The organism is Paenibacillus sp. P36 (assembly GCF_045866505.1).
GTDB classification, from domain to species: domain Bacteria; phylum Bacillota; class Bacilli; order Paenibacillales; family NBRC-103111; genus Paenibacillus_E; species Paenibacillus_E chondroitinus.
Genome location: NZ_AP038372.1, coordinates 3,622,894 through 3,640,984 on the forward strand (window position 1 = coordinate 3,622,894; position 18,091 = coordinate 3,640,984).

Consider the following 18,091-nt stretch of genomic DNA (forward strand, 5'->3'; position numbering starts at 1 on the left):
TTCCAGTTAAGCATCGTGGGCAGACACTTTCAGCTCTTGCACCTGTTCCAACTCTTTCATCATTTATTAACCCTTGTCCAATTCAATCTGAGGAGAGATGAACCATGTCAGATAAAGTTGTAGGCGGCAGTTTTGTCATTTCAGATCTCGATTTCCACAATATCGTGACACCGGAGGATTTTACGGAGGAGCATCGCATGATCGCAGAGACGACGCGCGATTTTGTGGCGGGCGAAGTGCTGCCGAATGATGAGCATATCGAGAAGCTTAATTACGATTTGACGGTTAAATTGATGCGAAGCGCCGGTGAGCTTGGTTTACTCGGGGCTGACGTGCCGGAGATTTATGGCGGTCTTGGACTGGATAAGGTTAGCTCCACGATTATTAGTGAAAATCTGGCACAAGCGTCTGCTTTTGCTTTATCGATTGGAGCGCATGTTGGAATCGGAACGCTTCCCATTGTATTTTTTGGAACTCCTGAGCAGAAGAAAAAATATTTGCCGGATCTTGCAACAGGCGCCAAGATTGCGGCTTACTGCTTAACCGAGCCAACATCCGGCTCGGATGCATTGGGTGCAAGAACGACTGCGCGTCTATCTAGTGATGGCAAACATTACCTGTTAAATGGCTCCAAACTGTATATTACGAACGCGGGTTTTGCTGACATTTTTATCGTATATGCCAAAATTAATGGAACGGATTTTACGGCGTTTATTGTGGAAAAAGGCGACCCGGGTTTTACGATGGGACCGGAAGAGAAAAAGATGGGGATTAAAGGCTCATCAACCAGACCGCTTTATTTTGAAGATGTCAAAGTTCCTGTGGAGAATTTGCTTGGTGAAATAGGGAAGGGTCACCTGATTGCTTTTAACATTTTGAACATCGGCCGTTACAAATTGGCTACAGGCTGTTTGGGCGCATCCAAGGAAACGATCGAATTGTCGGCCAAATATGCGAATACGCGCCAGCAGTTCAATACGCCGATAGCCACATTCCCGTTAATCGGGAAGAAGCTGGCTGAAATGAATATTCAAACCTTTATGCTGGAGAGCATGGTTTATAGAACGACGGGACTGATGGATCAAATCCTGAAAGACATTGACCATACAAGTCTCGATGCCGGCAAGCACTCGGCGAAGGGCATTTCTGAATACGCGTTGGAGTGCTCGATTAATAAGGTATTTGCATCGGAAGTTTTGGACTTTGTTGCCGATGAAGGCGTACAAATTCATGGCGGATACGGCTACATTCAGGAGTATAAAGTAGAGCGCATTTATCGCGATTCACGGATTAATCGGATTTTCGAGGGAACAAATGAAATTAACCGTCTGCTTATACCGGGTACATTAGTGAAGAAAGCGATGAAAGGCGAGCTGCCTTTGATGCAAAAAGCGCAAGCGCTGCAAGGAGAATTGCTGTCAATCGTCCCAGGCCAGACGTTTGAAGGCACACTGGCTGAAGAGGCGCATCTGATCTCGATGGCGAAGAAAATTTTCTTGATGGTTGGCGGCCTTGCCGTTCAGAAGTATGGCATGGCCTTGGAGAAAAATCAGGAGGTCTTAAGCAACTTGGCTGATATCATGATTCAGATTTTTGCTGGAGAGAGCGGACTTCTGCGTACGCAAAAGCTGATTGCCAAGAGCGGAGAAGAGAAAGCGAAAAATGCGATTCAAGTGACAACCGTTTTCGTGCATGAGGCTTTTGACAAAATTGAGGCATACGCGAAGGAAGCGCTCAGTACGATGGAAGAAGGAGATGTTCTTCGGACGCAATTATCGATTTTGAAAAAACTGTCAAGACGCAGTGCTGTCAATACAACCCAGCTGAAGCGCGACATCGCCGCACGTGTTATTCAGGGTGAGAAATTCATCGTCTAGTCATCCGTGGGAAGAACCTGAAGGGGATGGTTTGTATGAGTGAGGCAAAGCCTTGGCTGCGTCATTATCCAGAAGAAGTGGCGCCGACGTACGAGTACCCTAAGATTAACCTTGCACGTTTGTTGGTAGATTCCGCGCATAAGTATCCCGACCGACCAGCCTTGCACTTCCTTGGTAAAACAATGCGTTATCATGAGGTGCTTGATGCGTCTTATCGCTTTGCAAATGTTTTGAAGGAACTCGGTGTGTGCCAAGGAGATCGTGTATCGATCATGCTGCCCAATTGTCCGTCCGCCATTATCGCCTACTTCGGAACGCTTATGATGGGCGGGATCGTCGTTATGACGAATCCACTGTATATGGAGAGAGAGCTGGTCCATCAGCTCTCCGACTCTGGGGCAGAGGTCATTGTTACACTGGATTTATTATTTCATCGTGTGCAGAAGGCTAAAGCGCAGACGTTAATTCGACATGTCATTGTGACATCGATTAAGGATTACCTGCCTTTTCCGAAAAATGTCTTATACCCGATTAAAATGAAAAAAGAAGGCGCAAAGCTGGACGTTGCTTATGGCGAAGGCGTGTACGCTTTCAAAAAATTGCTGCGTGCCGCTTCAGCGCGACCGATTTGCGTTGAGACGGATGCGGATACGGATATTGCCCTGCTTCAATACACTGGAGGTACAACAGGGGTTTCGAAGGGTGTCATGTTGACTCACACGAATTTGATCGCCAACACGTATCAGACGACAAAATGGTGCTATAAAATTCAAGTGGGTGGAGAACGATTCCTGGGAGCGATTCCCTGCTTCCATGTGTTTGGTTTAACCGTTTTGCTGAATCAATCCATGCTGCAGGCAGGCATGTTAATTCTGATCCCCAAATTTGATATCGACCTCATTTTAGAAACGATAAATAAGATGAAACCCACGATTTTTCCTGGCGCGCCTACCATGTACATTGCCATTATTAATCATAAACGGGTCAAAGAGGTTGATATTTCGTCCATTAATGTCTGTGTAAGCGGTTCGGCACCACTTCCTTTAGAAGTTCAGGAACGTTTTGAGGCTTTGACTGGAGGTAAGCTCATTGAAGGCTACGGGTTAACGGAGACCTCACCGGTTACGCATGCCAATCCCATTTGGGGTTATCGCAAAATCGGTTCGATCGGTGTACCTTTACCCGACACGGCGGCGAAAGTGGTTGATGTGAATACCGGAGAAGAATTGCCGACTGGGGAAATCGGTGAATTGCTGATCAAGGGCCCGCAGGTGATGAAAGGGTACTGGCAGCGAGAGCTTGAAACAGCGATGACTATTCGTGATGGTTGGCTTTACACGGGAGATATGGGACGCATGGATGAGGATGGCTTTTTCTCCATTGTCGACCGTAAAAAGGATCTCATTATTGCCGGAGGCTTCAATATTTATCCCCGTGAAATTGAGGAAGTGCTCTTTGAGCATCCGGCTATTTTGGAGGCGACGATTGTTGGGGTGCCGGATGAATACCGGGGGGAAACGGTGAAAGCCTTTGTAGTGTTGAAACCCGGTATGACGTTGACGGAGAAAGAACTTGAACTGTGGTGCCGTGAGCGCTTAGCGGCTTTTAAAGTTCCACGGAAAGTGGAATTTCGGGATTCATTGCCCAAGACGATGATTGGAAAAGTATTGCGAAGGCAATTACTAGAAGAAGAGAAAAAGGGGTAGCCCTTTACAAGGAAAGTGGAGGGGAATCCTATGGATAACACTCACGAGCGATTGAATAGACGACTGCAGCAGCTGGCCGCAGCGGCGGAACCTACGTTTTGGGGGTTTCTTGGTTGTGAATTTGTTGATCTGAAAGACGGTATCATTACGATCGCTTTGGAGGCAAAACCTCATCATTTGAATCCGATTGGCATTGTCCATGGCGGTGTTCTGTCCTCTTTGCTGGATAATGCGATGGGGATTGTCGTTATGACGGCAAGGCCGGAGGATAAGGTTGTTACAACGAATTTGAACGTTCATTTTGTCGCTCCGCTGTATGAGGGGCGGCTGACTGTTACAGCTGAGCTGGTTCATCAATCCCGCAAAATGATTACAACACAAGGGCGAGTGATGGATCGCGAAGGGAATTTAGGGACTATGGGCACTGGAACATTTCGTGTGATTTAGTAGGATGAGTCTTTAGGAACGAGGGGCATGTGCAAGCATGTCTCTCGTTTTTTGTGTGTATATGTTACATTAAATAACATCGTTGTGCGATATAGACATAAATTGTTCAAAAAAATTTAACCAATGTTATATAATCTAACATAAATCCATTGACTGTTTGGTCATGTCATCCTATAATCTGTAAAAAGGCATAAGGGGGGAAGCACGATGCATCTTACCATTCGTGAAGCATTATCCATTTATCCATTAACGGAAGCGAAGCTTGTAGCTGGCAAGCAAGGGGAATCCCGCATCGTTAAATCTGTCAATGTTATGGACGCGCCAGATATTGCGGATTGGACGAAATCCGGCGAGATGCTCTTCACCACCGCTTTCGCCATGAAAGATAGTCCGCAGGAGACCGTTAATTTACTTCGTAAATTAAATGATCGCGGCGCTGCCGGGCTAGGGATCAAGCTTGGCCGATTTTGGACGGAGCTGCCGCAAGTTGTTGTCGAGGAAGCGGACCGGCTGCATTTTCCGATTATTGAGATGCCCTTCCAGTTTACTTTTTCCGATCAAATGAATGCCTTGTTCAACGCGGAATACCGCCGTAACACGAAGCTGCTGCAATCCGTGCTGGAGAAACAGACGAGGTTGATGCAGTTCGGTTTGAAACAGGACAATATGGCGTCAATGTTCCAATTACTCAGTAATATTCTTGGATATCCCATGGCTGTTGTTGGGGCCAGAGGGCAAATCTTATATAATACAAGCGCGTGGAAGCAAGATCAATTAGCTCAGAACTGGCCGAAGAGAAAGTGTGGCTGGGTTTACTCGAACAAAGACCGCGCGTACCGGGTAGGGCTCTACCATCAGGATGATGAGCTCCTGGGCCATTTGTTGATCATGCCGGATGCGGTCCTTCTTGCCAATGTCGAGGAAGGTTTATTCCAGCAAGCCGCAGACATCTTAACTTTTCATATGAACTATACGTTTCGGTCACATGTGGAGGCATCAGCAGAGCGTGATTTGCAAAACTCCTTGTATCGCTATTTGGAGAAAGGGACGTCACTGGAAGAGTTCCTGGAACAGGCAGAGGGTAGAGGGTTAACGCTCTTTACAGGTGCTTACCAATGTGTGATAAGCAAAAGCAAGCCGGATGGGCAGTTAGATGAACAACGCCAAGGGAGAATGAAGCGGCTGAAAGAGTACATGGAGCTGCATCCCAAATCGAATCACTTGCGCGCAAATCATTTTATACTCAAAGACCTCATGTTTTCCATTTATTCCTCGACTCAAGCAGAGGGTTTTCCGGAAGATGAGTTGGCACAACTTCTGATTAAATATGCAGGCGATTCAGGCTGCCGAGAGGAAGCCGGCGAGATGGTGTTCTATACAAGTGCCATGAAAAGCAAGCCGACAGCGTTAAGAGAAGCTTACATGGAATGTATGGAGACACAACGAATGGCCAATAAGCTCGAGTTATCGGATCGCGTGGTTCACTACGAAACGATAGAGTTCGCTCATTTGTTCCAACATGTGTCGGTCAATATGATGGAAGACTACTGTGCCAAAGTATTGCGACCGCTCTTGGAGAAGGATGCCGAGTATTCGCAAGAAATGATTCGAACTTTGGAGGTCTTCATTCGTAACGACGGCCAAGTTAGCGAAGCGGCTAAGCAATTATTCATTCATAGAAATACCGTTACCTATCGGTTAGAGAAGATCAGTGATCTTTTGCAAGTGGATTTCAAGAAAGTTAATGATCTTTTGAAGCTGAAAGCTGTCTTCTTATTCCGTCAATTTTTGCATGTCAGACAATAAATCCTGAACCCTGAGACGCTGTGTAGGCGCTCAGGGTTTTCGTTTTTCTAAGGTGATCACGGTAATTTCAGGTCTGCAAAGGAAGCGGAAGGGGAGAAACGTTGTCCCGATCCCCCGATTCGTATAGACTAGCATCTTGGAATCAGGTAGTTCGTAAAGTCCCATCACGTACTGTTTACCTTGTAGCGGTGTAAAGAGCGCACCTACGATAGGCAAGCGGACTTGTCCTCCATGAGAGTGGCCGGATAGCTGCAAATCGACGGGTTGTCCGATGACTTGATTAGCGAAATCGGGACAATGCGAGAGCAGGAGCGTGAACATTTGAGCATTGGTGCCTTGGAGGGTTTTGACGATATCGGGAGAACCGGTAAGTCGATCTTCTACACCTGCAATCTGAATGGATTGTCCTTTGTAGGTAATCTTCTTACAGGCATTGAGTAGCGTTTGAAACCCGCCGTTCTGGAGGATTGGCAGCGTATAGTTTTTATCGATCCATTTATCATGGTTGCCAAGTACGGCCCATTTGCCGAGTGGTGCTTCTAGGCTGGCTAGCAGATTGCTCGTTAACGTTTCGTCTTCTGTAATTCGGGCATCAAATAAATCTCCTGTGAAAGTTAGAAGATCTGCTTTTTCTTTATTAATAAGGGTAACGATACGTTCTAAATCTTTTAAATTAAAATGATGACCTATATGTAAATCGCTGAACTGTAAAAGCTTAAGTCCATGGAAGGCATTGGGGAGCCGTTCAAATGATAAGGTGATTCTCGTAATATCGTACCATTTGGTTTCGATAAAGCTGGAATAACTGCCAACAAGACCTCCGGAAGCCAGTAAAGAACCTGCAAGCAGAACGCCTTTTTTTAGAAATGTTCGTCTTGACACTGGGGGTGTTGATTCCATTATGTTCCTCCTAGTTCCAAAGCTCATTTTATATCTTGATTATAGCAATAAGCTTGCTGTGTTTGCGAATCTTGCGAGGTTTGGCTAGGTCTGTCTAGGCCTCTCTCGGTCTGGCAAGTTGCATAAGCAGCTTGGTTAATTTATAATAATTTCAATGTAAAACGAAGGGAGAGATTGGAATGTCAGCATGGAAAGAGCTCACAACGGTTGATCAGTGGCAGGAAGTATGGGATCGTTCCTCCGATAAACCGGCGGTCGTTCTGAAACACAGCACAACTTGTCCGGTAAGCGCAAGCGCGCTAGATGAATATGAACAATATTTGTCCGGGAAGCCGAACGAAGGTGTAGATTATTACTTGGTTAAGGTCATTGAATCTCGCCCGGTTTCTAACCAAATCGCGGAGGATCTGGGCATCAAGCACGCATCACCACAAATTCTTTATTTCAAGAATAAAGAATCCATCTGGAATACATCGCACTGGTCTGTTACAACCAAGCATATTACGGCTGTTTTAGACTAACAATGCGCAGGACTTAATCATAAAGCCCGTGGAAGCTGCCTATTCTTATTTAGGTGGACGCCGCGGGCTTTTTTTCTTATGGAACAATAATTGAACAACGTCTAAAAAAGATTGGCAACAGTGACATCCTCCTATATAATAATTTGGTGTTTGGCAACAACAAGGTAACTATGCAGCAAGGAGTTTTGCAAGATGAATGCAATGAATAAAACGAAAGTTCCAATTCCTGTTTTTTTGTTAATCGGTATTATCGCAATCTCATTTTCGGCTATTTTTGTGAGATGGTCCGATGCGCCTGCCGCAGTCACGGCTATGTATCGTTTATTGATGACGAATGTCCTTATGCTGCCTTTTCTATGGAGTTATCGGTCAGAGATTACTAGAATTCGTTTGAGAGATTGGCTCCGAACGGCAGCCTCCGGTATCGCGCTTGGATTACATTTTCTATTCTGGATGGATTCCCTTCGATTTACGACGGTTGCCAGCTCGACAGCGATTCTCACGTTAGAGCCGATCTTTGTGCTTGTCGGTGCGTTTTTGCTTTATGGGCAAAGAACCAATCGTGCAGCCATATTGGCGATGTGTGTGGCGATTGTAGGCGCCATTTGTATTGGCTGGGGAGATTTCCAATTTTCAGGTGCAGCATTGAAAGGCGACTTTTTATCCCTCATCGGAACTGTCGCGGTTGCCTTGCACATGCTCTGGGGCAAAGGCTTGAGAGAGCGGATCTCCGCTTTCGTGTATAGTTTCTTTGTTTTCCTGTTCGCTGGCCTCGTACTTGCCGTTACGAATGTGATGACAGGAACCTCATTCACCGCTTATCCAGCGAAAGAGTGGGGCGTTTTCTTGCTGCTTGCCATCATTCCAACGGTCTTCGGCCACTATGTATTCAACTGGCTGCTCAAGTATATGAAGGCATCCTCCGTATCGATGACCGTTCTGGGCGAACCGCTTGGCGCGACGATATTGGCTTATTTTTTGCTCGGGGAAAAGATTACTGCCATCCAGCTTTTGGCGGGTTGCCTATTGTTAGTTGGCGTAGGCTTGTTTTTGCGCAGTAACGAGAAAAAGTAATTTTCAACGTATTAATTGAACGAAGGTGAAATAAGAGGCTCGGCAGATTTGTTTTTCCACTTGGAGGGATCACGTGAGATTTCGCGATTTTCATCGTAATGTTAAATTAAGAATCGGCCTTTCTTTTATTTCCGGTACCGCGAACAATATGGTGCTTCCCTTCATGTCCATTTATTTTTCTGGAAAATTAGGTGATACGAGCGCTGGGCTTGTTGTCATTCTCGGCATTCTGGCGGGTGTCATCGCAGGAATTGTAGGGGGCTATTACGCAGATCGCATAGGCCGTAAAAAGCTGATGCTTACCGCAGAAATCGGTTGGATGATCTGTTTTATGGGGATGGCTTTGTCTAATTCGCCGTGGTTATCGTCACCGTGGATGACGTTTGTGCTGATGATTTTCGTGAGCATGTTCTGGGGTGTTCATGGACCCGCCAACGATGCGATGCTGCTCGATGTTACAGCTCCCGATATTCGCAAATACATGTACGCCATTATGTACTGGATGAACAATTTATCTTTTGCAATTGCGGGTATTGCAGGCGCGTTTTTATTCAAATCCTACTTGTTTGAGTTGTTTATTGGTTTATCGGTTATTGGATTGATATCGCTAATTATCACCTACTTCTTTATTCATGAGGCCTACCAGCCAAAACCTTTATCCGATCGTGGAGAAGTGGGAGGCAGCTTTCAAGGGAAGACGTCCTTGTGGTCCAATTACAAGCTGGTGCTGTACGATAAAACATTCATGATCTTCACAATAGCTTCTTTATTGTTGGTCTCTGTAGAGTTTCATCTAGGTAATTATGTCGGTGTGCGATTGGAAAAAGAGATGGTATCCGCTCCGTTTATCCCTTGGATGGAGTCATCCTGGACCGTTGACGGTCTCAAAATGTTAGGATTTATCCGCACCGAGAATACCGTGCTCGTCGTTGTGCTTTCCGTTCTTATGGGAGTTTTGATGCGGCGTTTCTCAGATAGCAAAGTGTTGTTTATCGGCTACACCTGTTATATTCTGGGCTATAGTTATTTAGCTTATAGCAATCAGCCTTGGCTATTGATGCTTTCGATGTTCATTGCAACGGTTGGTGAATTGATGTATGTGCCGATCAAGCAAGCGTATTTGGGTAATATTGCTCCCGACCATGCAAGAAGCTCGTATATGGCTCTATATGGGATGGTATACAAAGGAGCAACACTGCTTGGCGGTGTTGGCGTGATCCTTGGCGGCTGGATGCCGTCTTGGTTGATGGCAACGCTCATTGGGATTAGCGGAGTCATTGGCATGGGGATGTTTTACGCGATCTTGGCTCAGCTTGAAGAGCGAAAAGATAAGGCGGAAAAGAATCACAGGGAGGCAATGGCGACTGCTGCAGCAACGACTTCTGGCGTTACGGCTTGAGCTATCTATTTCAGTTGAGTCAGGCAAAAATAGAGCATCTCGGTGGTAATGGCTGGGTGTAAAGTGGATGGTTTATTTGTAATTAGCGCCGATTCCTCCTGTTATTGTGCTTCGGAAACCTATTTTATTTGAAATAACTGGAATTTCTACCGCTAAAACTGCCAATTCTAGCAGATTTCGAGCAGCTACCAGTGATTTAACCGTACTTTCTACCGTTATTTCACTATCTGCCACCGAGCAGCTCGAATTAGCGGCCGTTTTTCCATCTATTTCAGCTGAGGCGAGCAAAGCTAATCGCTTAGAAAAAAAAGGGGCTGTCCCTCAGGACTTTCATGTCCTGTAGTGACAACCCCATTTTTATCTTATTTCGTTGCTGTCGCAAACTCATCTTTAATTCTTTGCAGCAGGTCCGGGCTGCTGAGAACTTCGTAAGCTGTGTTAGCCAGCGCTTTGGCTGTAAAAATCATCGCGTCAAGGGCAGGCTCTTGCAGCGCAAGATCGCGGAACTCCTTGGTATGCAGCATGTGCTTCTCGCCAACGACTTTGACGAAAGGATGAATCGTCGGACATTGGATCGATACATTGCCCAGATCAAGTGAGCCGTGATCCTTGCCGACTTCCACGTCTTTCGGGTCAATTCCCATCTCGCTTAGTTGATCCGAGAATACTTGGGACAACGTTTCGTTGGTACGCAGCTCGTCATACGAATATTCGTAGAAGGATGTTTTGAGCGTACATCCGGTTTGCAATGCAGCGCCCTCCGCGCAGCGGAGCACCTTCTGGACGAGCTCATCCGTATAGGTACGAGTCGCTGATCGAACATAGAACTGAGCGACGGCGTAGTCAGGGATAATGTTAGGAGCTTTACCGCCTTCGCTAATAATGCCGTGAACACGTGCGTCGGATTTCATCTGTTGGCGCAGTGCGTTAATGGAATTGAAAAGCTGGAGAACGGCATCCAGCGCGTTAACCCCCTCATATGGCTGCGCAGCGGCATGTGCAGGGCGGCCGAAAAATTCATACTGAATCGCATCCATGGCCAGGGATTCACCCGATTTCTCGTAGGTGTAATAAGGATGCGCCATCAAGGCGATATCCACATCGCGGAAAAGCCCTGCTTCGGCCATAGGTACTTTCGCACCTTTGGTTTCTTCGGCGGGAGTCCCATACACACAAATGCTGCCGCCTGTTTCGGCAAGAACAGACTTAAGGCCGATGGCTGCTCCTATGCTCATCATACAGATCAAGTGATGGCCGCAGGCATGACCCAGATCCGGCAAGGCGTCGTACTCCGCCAAGAAGCCGACGACAGGTCCTGTTTTTCCGGAATCATAGGTGGCTATAAAAGCAGTTGGAATATCCAGTACGCCACGTTCAACTTGGAAACCGTGATATTCCAGCTCTTCCGTCAGGCGAGCGGTAGCCTGAAATTCTTCATGTCCGAGCTCGGGATTTGCACCGATAAAGCTGGAAATCGCTTTGAATCTATTGGCGTTGTTGTCAATGGTTTGCGTAATGGTGGATTTCGATGTCATATGTGAGAAGGCTCCTTTATCTAATTACTTGCTTTTATTGTAGTATAAAGGAGCGCAAACTACCACTTTCAGGAGCTCTGAGTTACAATAAATAAACGAGGTTCAAATAGAAAAATATCAGCTTTTTAGAAAATAATGTTGCGGGGGAACTGTCAGATGATGAAATATGGCGCAGAGCACGTTGAACACAAATTTACTTTATCTTTTGTTGAATCTGAGGTGCGCGGACAATGGCGTGATCTGTATTTAAGCATGCAGCTAGAGGATGGCGAGACGTTTCCGGAAGATCTCATCGATCCTTCTATTCTTGTGATTTGCAATTTGGAGGGGGACATTGTGCAAATTGTGCTTCATGACGAGGGCTGCGACTGCGAGTTTCAATTTACCTACGCGGAAAAAGCGCAAATCGAAAATTTTGTTCAAGAGCATGTAAACGTATAAAAAAACTTGCCGCACAACTGGTGAGAGTGTCCCTTCCCAAACTGGGCGCTGACGCATATACTATCCTACGTCAGCTTTAGGGAGAGGATAGCATGGATAAGACGATTAATTATTTGGCATTTGGTGATTCACTTACCGTTGGTTTTGGTGCGCCGGATGGTCGTGGATTCGTGTACAGCTTTAAGCAGAAAGTAGAGCAGTGGCTTAACGTTCCAGTTCAATTGATCCAAGCGGGCACGAACGGTGCTACGACTAACGAATTGCTCCAAACGCTGCAGTCCGATCCGCAAATTCAGAAGGATATCCAAACGGCGGATATCATCACGATTACAGCTGGCGGCAATGATTTAATCCAAGGTGCGATTCCTTTCTTTTATCAAAATGACCCCGCTTTTTTAAAGACAGCTCTTCAAACCTACGAATCGAATTACAAAGAAATTATGGTGCAAATAGAAACGCTGCGGCAAGGTATCGATACACCCTATTTAATTGCATTGATTGGACTATATAATCCTTTACCGCAGGTGCCTGAATCGGCTTATTGGGTGCAGCGTTTTAACATATTTTTGCGTAAATTAGAGCAGCCGCATATCCACATCGTTCAGGTGTATGATGCTTTTGTGGGGCAGGACACTCGCTACCTATCTGACGATGCCATTCATCCGAATGAGGATGGTTATGATGAGCTGGCGCGCCAAGTTGAGAGCGTCGTCTCCCTTCAGCAGCTGCAGCGGCTGATTCCTTGACTAGGACATGATGACATATCCGAAGATGGAAATGAAATGACAGGCGCTACCGGCGAGCACGAAAATATGCCAAATGGCATGGTGATAAGGGATGCGCCTCCATACATAAAAGATGGAACCGAACGTGTACAGCAGTCCGCCAACTACAAGCCATACGATGCCTCCGAAGGGCAGGTTGATGTAAAGCGGCTTAAAAGCAATAACAATAAGCCAGCCCATGAGTATGTAACAGAGCGTGGAGATAAGGACAAATCGCTTCACATAAAATATTTTGAGCACAATACCTGTTAGGGCAAGCCCCCATATCACACCAAAGAAAGTCCACCCCAAAGGCCCGCGTAGGGTCACCAGCAAATAGGGGGTATAGGTTCCGGCAATTAAAACGTAAATAGCGGCATGATCGAGCACCTCAAAAATGTCTTTCAGCCGGGGATGCCTGACGCTATGCAGCAGGGTGGAGCAGGTGTACAACGTAACGAGCGCCACACCGAACACGCTAAAACTTACAATATGCCACGCATCGCCATGTAGACAAGCCTGAACAACGAGCAGGATAAGCGCTGCACAGCTTAAAAGGACGCCAACCCCATGGCTAATGGCGTTTGCTTTCTCTTCTTGAACGGAATATTCCATGTGAATAACCTACTTTCTTTTTTTAGCTGCAAAAAAAACTACCTAATAGATTGGACGATGAGAATATGTTATTACCTTCATTTCGACTGGAAAATAAAATTGCCTTGGTGACAGGAGCAGGAAGAGGGATCGGTAGAGCACTGGCGATCGGGCTTGCGGAGGCCGGCGCTGATGTCGCCCTTTTTGCGCGTACGTCAAGTGATATCGAAGAAGTCGCAGCCGAAATTCGTGCTTTGGGCAGACAAGCTTATCCGTTTCAAGTAGATGTCACGAGTAGAGAACAAATTGAAGCGGCTGTGGAACAAATCATCGAAAAGGCAGGTAGATTGGATATTCTGATCAACAATGCCGGGATGAACATACGCAGCCAAGCGCTGGCCGTAACCGATGAAGAGTGGGATGCCATCATGCAGACGAATCTCAAATCCGCCTTTCTGTGCGCCCAAATTGTCGGCCATCATATGAAAGAGCAGAAGTATGGCCGGATCATCAATATCGCCTCTGTTGCCGGACATATTGCCCTACGCACCGGAGTTGTATACGCGGCTACTAAAGCAGCCATGATTCAAATGACAAAGGTGCTAGCGCTGGAGTGGGGGAAATTCGGAATTAACGTGAACAGCATCGGGCCTTGGTACTTTAAAACATCGCTTACGGAGAAAATATTGGCTAACCCTGATTTTCTGGCTGATGTTATTGCGCGTACACCCCTGCAACGTGTTGGGGAGCTTGAAGAGCTGGTAGGACCTGCTGTTTTCTTTGCTTCGGATGCTGCAAACTATGTGACGGGTCAGACGTTATTCGTTGACGGCGGTATGACGATCTATGGTTTCTAATTTATAGTTACTTCTTTTGTATGATTGAGCTTTCATCTCATATTCGATATACTGAACACACAACAATCCATAGAATTCATGTGGATTTCAGTTTATAGACGGATAGATAGAAGGATAAGGTGGTTGACCGTAATGTCCCGGGTGCGTATTTTTACTGACAGTACGTGTGATTTAAGTGAGGAGCTCATTCATCGATACCAGATTGAAGTTGTCCCTCTTTATGTTATTTTTGACGAATTATCGTTAAAAGATGGTGTTTCCATTAAGCCAGTCCGGCTTTTTGAGCTTGTAGATGAAACCGGCAAACTGCCCAAAACAGCGGCGCCTTCTCCGATCGATTTTGAGAGGGCGTTTGAAGCGGCTGTGCAAGCTGGTGATGATGTCGTTTATATCGGACTTTCGTCAGAACTGTCTTCCACGATTCAAAATGCCTCCATAGCGGCTGCAAATTTTTCTGAAGGTAAAGTTACCGTAATCGATTCTAGAACTCTATCAACAGGGATTGGTTTGCTAGTGTTGAAGGCTGCTCATTCGGCTCAGGAGGGTAAAAACAGTTCGGAAATTAAATCCATGATTGAGTCGTTTCGATCCCACATTGAAGTAGAGTTTATTATTGATACGTTGGAGTACTTGCATAAAGGCGGAAGATGTTCGAGCGTCCAGCATTTCCTCGGAAGTTTATTGAAGATTAGACCTGTTGTGAAAGTGATTGACGGGGCTATGACATTAACGGACAAAGTAAGAGGCAAAAGGGAGAAAGCGCTTCAACAATTACTGGATAATGCACTTGCTTTAAAAGATGAAATGGATACGGAGTTCCTGTTCGTCACTCATGCGATGGCAGCCGATGAAGCTGCGTATGTCAAAGAGCAGATTGAGCAACGAACCAATATAAAGCAAGTCTATATGACCGAAACCGGGTGTGTGGTATCCAGTCACTGCGGACCTCGCACGCTTGGCATCGTTTTCGCCAAAAAATAGGAAATGAGTGTACACAACATGACGACAATCAAGATTATCACTGACAGCAGCTGCGACCTCCCCAAATTGATTGTGGACGAGCTAGGGATTACCATTGTTCCTTTGTCCGTACATTTTGGAGAGGAGTGCATGCCTCCTCATATGGAGCTTTGTGAATTTTATGCGAGAATGAAAACGGAGAGTGTACTGCCTAAAACGTCTAGTCCCTCGCCGCTGCATTTTCTCACGGATTATCAAAAAAAAGCTGAGGTCAATCAGGATATTCTTGTGATTTGTCTTTCTTCTGCGCTAAGCAGTACGTACAATCATGCCCTTATGGCCAAAGAGATGCTCATAGAGGAAGGTTATCAAGGACGTATTGAAGTCATTGATTCCAAAACGGCTTCACTTGGGCTTGGTGTACTGGCCTTCAAAGCAGCCAAAATGGCCGAGAATGATGTTCCTTTTGAGCAAATTGTTGAGACAATACGATGTTCGGTTGCTACTTCGGGGACGCTGTTTTTCTTGGATACATTAGAAAATGTCATTAAAGGCGGACGGCTTGATCGGGTCAGAGGGGCTGTCGCTTCTGTTCTGAATATTAAACTCGTCATGAAAGCCAGTGAAGAAGGCTCGATTGAAGTCATGGATAAAATCCGCGGCACGCAGCAAGCGTTGAAGCGAATGATCGCCAAAGTGGGCGAGGCTGTTCACGACTACGATAAAGATGTGATTGCCGTCGCCCACAGCAACTGTGAGGAGAGAGCGCGCGAGGTGTTGAACCAACTCCTCCAAAAGCATCCGTTCCGCAATGTGCTATTCGCAAACATGGGCACCGTCATTGGCACGTATGCTGGAGAAGGCGGCGTGCTGATCGCATATTAAAAAAAGACACCTGATCGATTTCTATGGCACTTGGCCTAAGAAAAATCAGGTGTCTTTTATTTTATGGTGAATCCGTTGTGACAATGTCCGCATCGTCTGTCGAGACAAGAGGCGATAAGTCGCCAGGAGCCATCAGCCACAATTCATGAAGCGCGCGTGTGCAGCCTACATAAAGCAATTTGGCATCCATAAGCGTTGCTTCGTAATGTGCGGCCGTTACGTCCATTAGCAAAACGGCGTCAAACTCCAATCCTTTGGTTAAATAGACTGGTACAACCGAAATTCCTCCGCGATACACACGTTGTTTGGATGTGATGAGATTTGTTTCTATGCCGGCTTTGGTCAGGACGTCGTGCAAGTCCTCAGCCTGCTTCTCCGTACGAGCAACAACGGCAATCGTGCTGGACGTTCCTTGTTGTAACGTCGCGATAGCCTGCAGCAGCAGGGGGATTCTTTGTTTGAGGTCAGTCTGCAAGACCCGGACTTTGTTCCCGCTGCGGAACACGGGCACGGCAAGGAGCGGGTTCTCGACACCCCGCTGAAGCACCAGATTGGCGAACTGGATGATTTCCATCGTTGACCGGTAACTGCGCTCGAGTTCGAAGTAGCCGCCTTGCTCTTCCTGAAATAAACTGGAAAATTCCTTCCAGTCTTTGATGCCTTGATAAGCATGGATTCCTTGCGACAAATCACCCAGAATCGTAAAAGAACTGTTGCGTGTATAGCTATCAAGAACAGCTACCTGGAAAGGTGAAAAGTCTTGGGCTTCGTCTATGACGACATGGTCGAACAATCGGTCCGATGATATGCCATATAGACGTGTATGGATATAAAGGAGTGGAGCAAGATCTTCAAGCTGCACTTCTTTTTTCTTGAAAAGCTTAAGTGACGCGCTAACAATGGGCTCAGGAAGCTTATGCAGAAGCTCTGCAGGCAGGCTGTCCGGGCGATTGTTTTCAGCGAACAGCATTTTGTAAAAGCTGAATGCCGAATGCTCCGGCCAACTGGTCAAATACGTCCGCAAGCGCTGCGATGATTTCTTTTTCAGCTCTTTTTTCCGGGTTTGCTCCCAGATTTTGTCGAGCTGCATTTCCATCCAGCGTTTGATACGCGCTACGACGCGTTCGCGGCGTTTGACGAGTGGATAATGCTTATTCTCGACGAAAAACCATTCACGGATGTTCGCAAGCGGCAGCTTAACGCCCTCCCAAGGAATGAAATCCGCCGATGGGACGTAGGAGGACTCGAATTTGGTCAAACAATCATCCAAATATTGTTTGAATGCAATCGAACCCTTAAACCTGCCTGGGGCGTTATCATCCAGCGGTGGTCTTTTACTGCCAAGTGAAAACCAGGTTTGCAGGGTGAGCGCTTGATCCGCTAACTTCACTTCTTGATCGAGCACATCGAGTGCCCAATCGGTAAAAGTGCTCTGCTGAATATTGCCGACACCCAGCTCAGGCAGAACGCCGGATATGTAGTCGAGGAACATCGAGTTCGGTGCAAAAATAATCATTCGCTCAGCACGAACCTGTTCACGGTATTGATAAAGTAAAAAGGCGAGACGATGCAGGGCAACCGTCGTTTTACCACTTCCTGCGACCCCTTGGATAATGAGCGCGGTATTTTTGGCGGCACGGATGATGCGGTCTTGCTCCGCTTGAATGGTGGAGACGATATCGCGAAGCTTGTTATCTTTATTTTCCCCTAATCGATAAAGCAAAAATTCGTCGCCAACGGCTAAAGAGTCTTCGGTGCGATCATAAGTGTCCACGACGCGCTGAAGGATTTGCTTGCGCACCACGAGATTTCGCTTCAAATAGACGAGGCCTTCGATGAGACCGTCCGGTGAATCGTAGGAAGCAGCATCAAGTCCGCCTGTGAACGAGTAGAACAAGCTGGCCACCGGTGCGCGCCAGTCAATAACGAGCAATTGGCCGGTACGTTCGTCTTCTACGCCTGATTTGCCGATGTATAGCGGCTGTGATGAAGCAGTGCCTGACTCTTGAAAATCCAAACGTCCAAAATAGGGTTCATCAACCGCTTTGGCTAAGTTGTTCCGCCCATTTTCACGTGCGACTTCTAACGCTTGTTCCGTTAAATCGGGGCCGTAATAGACAGGCGTGGCTCTAAGCCTAGCCAGTTGTTTGTCAATTTCGATATTCGTTTCTTCGAGTCGCTGCAGTTCTTCTTGATAGGCACTTTGAGTCTTTGTGTCCAAGATCAGTTACCTCCTAAGATCAGATGATATGTCTATTTTGCGAATAAACAGGTAAACAATATAACACACCTGTCAGGATATGGGAAGCTAAAACGTTTAAACAT

At 46.5% G+C, this 18,091-nt stretch carries 16 protein-coding genes; 12 read left to right on the forward strand and 4 right to left on the reverse strand.

Translation table 11 applies throughout. The features are described from left to right. Positions 1-104 precede the first annotated feature (104 nt). The 4 genes from ACKTT9_RS16145 (at position 105) to ACKTT9_RS16160 (ending at position 5,836) form a co-directional block, all read left to right on the forward strand. Positions 105-1,877 (forward strand): acyl-CoA dehydrogenase family protein, encoded by a 1,773-nt coding sequence (locus ACKTT9_RS16145; protein ID WP_407872346.1) that lies wholly within the window; start codon positions 105-107, stop codon positions 1,875-1,877. Between the two features lie 35 nt (positions 1,878-1,912). Next, complete coding sequence (locus tag ACKTT9_RS16150) at positions 1,913-3,583, forward strand: long-chain-fatty-acid--CoA ligase (RefSeq protein WP_407872347.1); 1,671 nt, start codon at positions 1,913-1,915, stop codon at positions 3,581-3,583. Between the two features lie 30 nt (positions 3,584-3,613). After that, the gene (locus ACKTT9_RS16155; protein ID WP_407872348.1) at positions 3,614-4,030 is read left to right on the forward strand and encodes a PaaI family thioesterase; all 417 of its coding nucleotides are present in this window, start codon (positions 3,614-3,616) and stop codon (positions 4,028-4,030) included. A 207-nt stretch (positions 4,031-4,237) separates the two neighbouring features. After that, a complete protein-coding gene (locus ACKTT9_RS16160; RefSeq protein ID WP_407872349.1) occupies positions 4,238-5,836 on the forward strand; it encodes a PucR family transcriptional regulator in 1,599 nt (532 codons plus the stop codon). A gap of 30 nt (positions 5,837-5,866) precedes the next feature. On the opposite strand, the gene ACKTT9_RS16165 is transcribed toward ACKTT9_RS16160, so the two are convergent. Beyond that, a complete protein-coding gene (locus ACKTT9_RS16165; RefSeq protein ID WP_407872350.1) occupies positions 5,867-6,736 on the reverse strand; it encodes a metallophosphoesterase in 870 nt (289 codons plus the stop codon). A 179-nt stretch (positions 6,737-6,915) separates the two neighbouring features. Here ACKTT9_RS16165 and ytxJ point away from each other — a divergent pair, with 179 nt between their 5' ends. From ytxJ to ACKTT9_RS16180, 3 genes are all read left to right on the forward strand, one after another. Next, complete coding sequence (gene ytxJ, locus ACKTT9_RS16170) at positions 6,916-7,257, forward strand: bacillithiol system redox-active protein YtxJ (RefSeq protein WP_127456505.1); 342 nt, start codon at positions 6,916-6,918, stop codon at positions 7,255-7,257. Between the two features lie 192 nt (positions 7,258-7,449). Next, positions 7,450-8,331, forward strand: coding sequence for a DMT family transporter (locus ACKTT9_RS16175; protein ID WP_407872351.1), 882 nt, complete (start codon positions 7,450-7,452; stop codon positions 8,329-8,331). Between the two features lie 73 nt (positions 8,332-8,404). Next, positions 8,405-9,730, forward strand: a complete 1,326-nt coding sequence (locus ACKTT9_RS16180) for an MFS transporter (RefSeq protein ID WP_407872352.1) — start codon at positions 8,405-8,407, stop codon at positions 9,728-9,730. A 362-nt stretch (positions 9,731-10,092) separates the two neighbouring features. Here the strand turns inward: ACKTT9_RS16180 and ACKTT9_RS16185 are convergent, their stop codons facing one another. Further along, a complete protein-coding gene (locus tag ACKTT9_RS16185; RefSeq protein WP_407872353.1) occupies positions 10,093-11,265 on the reverse strand; it encodes a M20 family metallopeptidase in 1,173 nt (390 codons plus the stop codon). A gap of 156 nt (positions 11,266-11,421) precedes the next feature. On the opposite strand from ACKTT9_RS16185, the gene ACKTT9_RS16190 reads away from it, so the two are divergent. After that, entirely contained in the window at positions 11,422-11,706 is a 285-nt protein-coding gene (locus ACKTT9_RS16190) for a hypothetical protein (RefSeq protein WP_407872354.1), read from the forward strand. Between the two features lie 92 nt (positions 11,707-11,798). Further along, the gene (locus ACKTT9_RS16195) at positions 11,799-12,452 is read left to right on the forward strand and encodes a GDSL-type esterase/lipase family protein (protein ID WP_407872355.1); all 654 of its coding nucleotides are present in this window, start codon (positions 11,799-11,801) and stop codon (positions 12,450-12,452) included. Here the strand turns inward: ACKTT9_RS16195 and ACKTT9_RS16200 are convergent, their stop codons facing one another. Continuing rightward, positions 12,453-13,085 (reverse strand): hemolysin III family protein, encoded by a 633-nt coding sequence (locus ACKTT9_RS16200; RefSeq protein ID WP_407872356.1) that lies wholly within the window; start codon positions 13,083-13,085, stop codon positions 12,453-12,455. Between the two features lie 65 nt (positions 13,086-13,150). Here ACKTT9_RS16200 and ACKTT9_RS16205 point away from each other — a divergent pair, with 65 nt between their 5' ends. From ACKTT9_RS16205 to ACKTT9_RS16215, 3 genes are all read left to right on the forward strand, one after another. Then, positions 13,151-13,921, forward strand: a complete 771-nt coding sequence (locus ACKTT9_RS16205; protein WP_407872357.1) for an SDR family NAD(P)-dependent oxidoreductase — start codon at positions 13,151-13,153, stop codon at positions 13,919-13,921. 132 nt (positions 13,922-14,053) lie between these two features. Then, the gene (locus ACKTT9_RS16210) at positions 14,054-14,902 is read left to right on the forward strand and encodes a DegV family protein (protein ID WP_407872358.1); all 849 of its coding nucleotides are present in this window, start codon (positions 14,054-14,056) and stop codon (positions 14,900-14,902) included. Between the two features lie 18 nt (positions 14,903-14,920). After that, a complete protein-coding gene (locus tag ACKTT9_RS16215) occupies positions 14,921-15,766 on the forward strand; it encodes a DegV family protein (protein WP_407872359.1) in 846 nt (281 codons plus the stop codon). Positions 15,767-15,827: 61 nt separating this feature from the next. Here ACKTT9_RS16215 and ACKTT9_RS16220 read toward each other — a convergent pair whose 3' ends face one another. Beyond that, positions 15,828-17,987 (reverse strand): HelD family protein, encoded by a 2,160-nt coding sequence (locus ACKTT9_RS16220; RefSeq protein WP_407872360.1) that lies wholly within the window; start codon positions 17,985-17,987, stop codon positions 15,828-15,830. Positions 17,988-18,091 lie beyond the last annotated feature (104 nt).

Bases quoted from the DNA above. Each gene is read 5' to 3' on its own strand.
- ACKTT9_RS16145 (WP_407872346.1), top strand. From the start codon at position 105: ATGTCAGATAAAGTTGTAGGCGGCAGTTTTGTCATTTCAGATCTCGAT.
- ACKTT9_RS16150 (WP_407872347.1), top strand. From the start codon at position 1,913: ATGAGTGAGGCAAAGCCTTGGCTGCGTCATTATCCAGAAGAAGTGGCG.
- ACKTT9_RS16155 (WP_407872348.1), top strand. From the start codon at position 3,614: ATGGATAACACTCACGAGCGATTGAATAGACGACTGCAGCAGCTGGCC.
- ACKTT9_RS16160 (WP_407872349.1), top strand. From the start codon at position 4,238: ATGCATCTTACCATTCGTGAAGCATTATCCATTTATCCATTAACGGAA.
- ACKTT9_RS16165 (WP_407872350.1), bottom strand. From the start codon at position 6,736: ATGGAATCAACACCCCCAGTGTCAAGACGAACATTTCTAAAAAAAGGC.
- ytxJ (WP_127456505.1), top strand. From the start codon at position 6,916: ATGTCAGCATGGAAAGAGCTCACAACGGTTGATCAGTGGCAGGAAGTA.
- ACKTT9_RS16175 (WP_407872351.1), top strand. From the start codon at position 7,450: ATGAATGCAATGAATAAAACGAAAGTTCCAATTCCTGTTTTTTTGTTA.
- ACKTT9_RS16185 (WP_407872353.1), bottom strand. From the start codon at position 11,265: ATGACATCGAAATCCACCATTACGCAAACCATTGACAACAACGCCAAT.
- ACKTT9_RS16190 (WP_407872354.1), top strand. From the start codon at position 11,422: ATGATGAAATATGGCGCAGAGCACGTTGAACACAAATTTACTTTATCT.
- ACKTT9_RS16195 (WP_407872355.1), top strand. From the start codon at position 11,799: ATGGATAAGACGATTAATTATTTGGCATTTGGTGATTCACTTACCGTT.
- ACKTT9_RS16200 (WP_407872356.1), bottom strand. From the start codon at position 13,085: ATGGAATATTCCGTTCAAGAAGAGAAAGCAAACGCCATTAGCCATGGG.
- ACKTT9_RS16205 (WP_407872357.1), top strand. From the start codon at position 13,151: ATGTTATTACCTTCATTTCGACTGGAAAATAAAATTGCCTTGGTGACA.
- ACKTT9_RS16210 (WP_407872358.1), top strand. From the start codon at position 14,054: ATGTCCCGGGTGCGTATTTTTACTGACAGTACGTGTGATTTAAGTGAG.
- ACKTT9_RS16215 (WP_407872359.1), top strand. From the start codon at position 14,921: ATGACGACAATCAAGATTATCACTGACAGCAGCTGCGACCTCCCCAAA.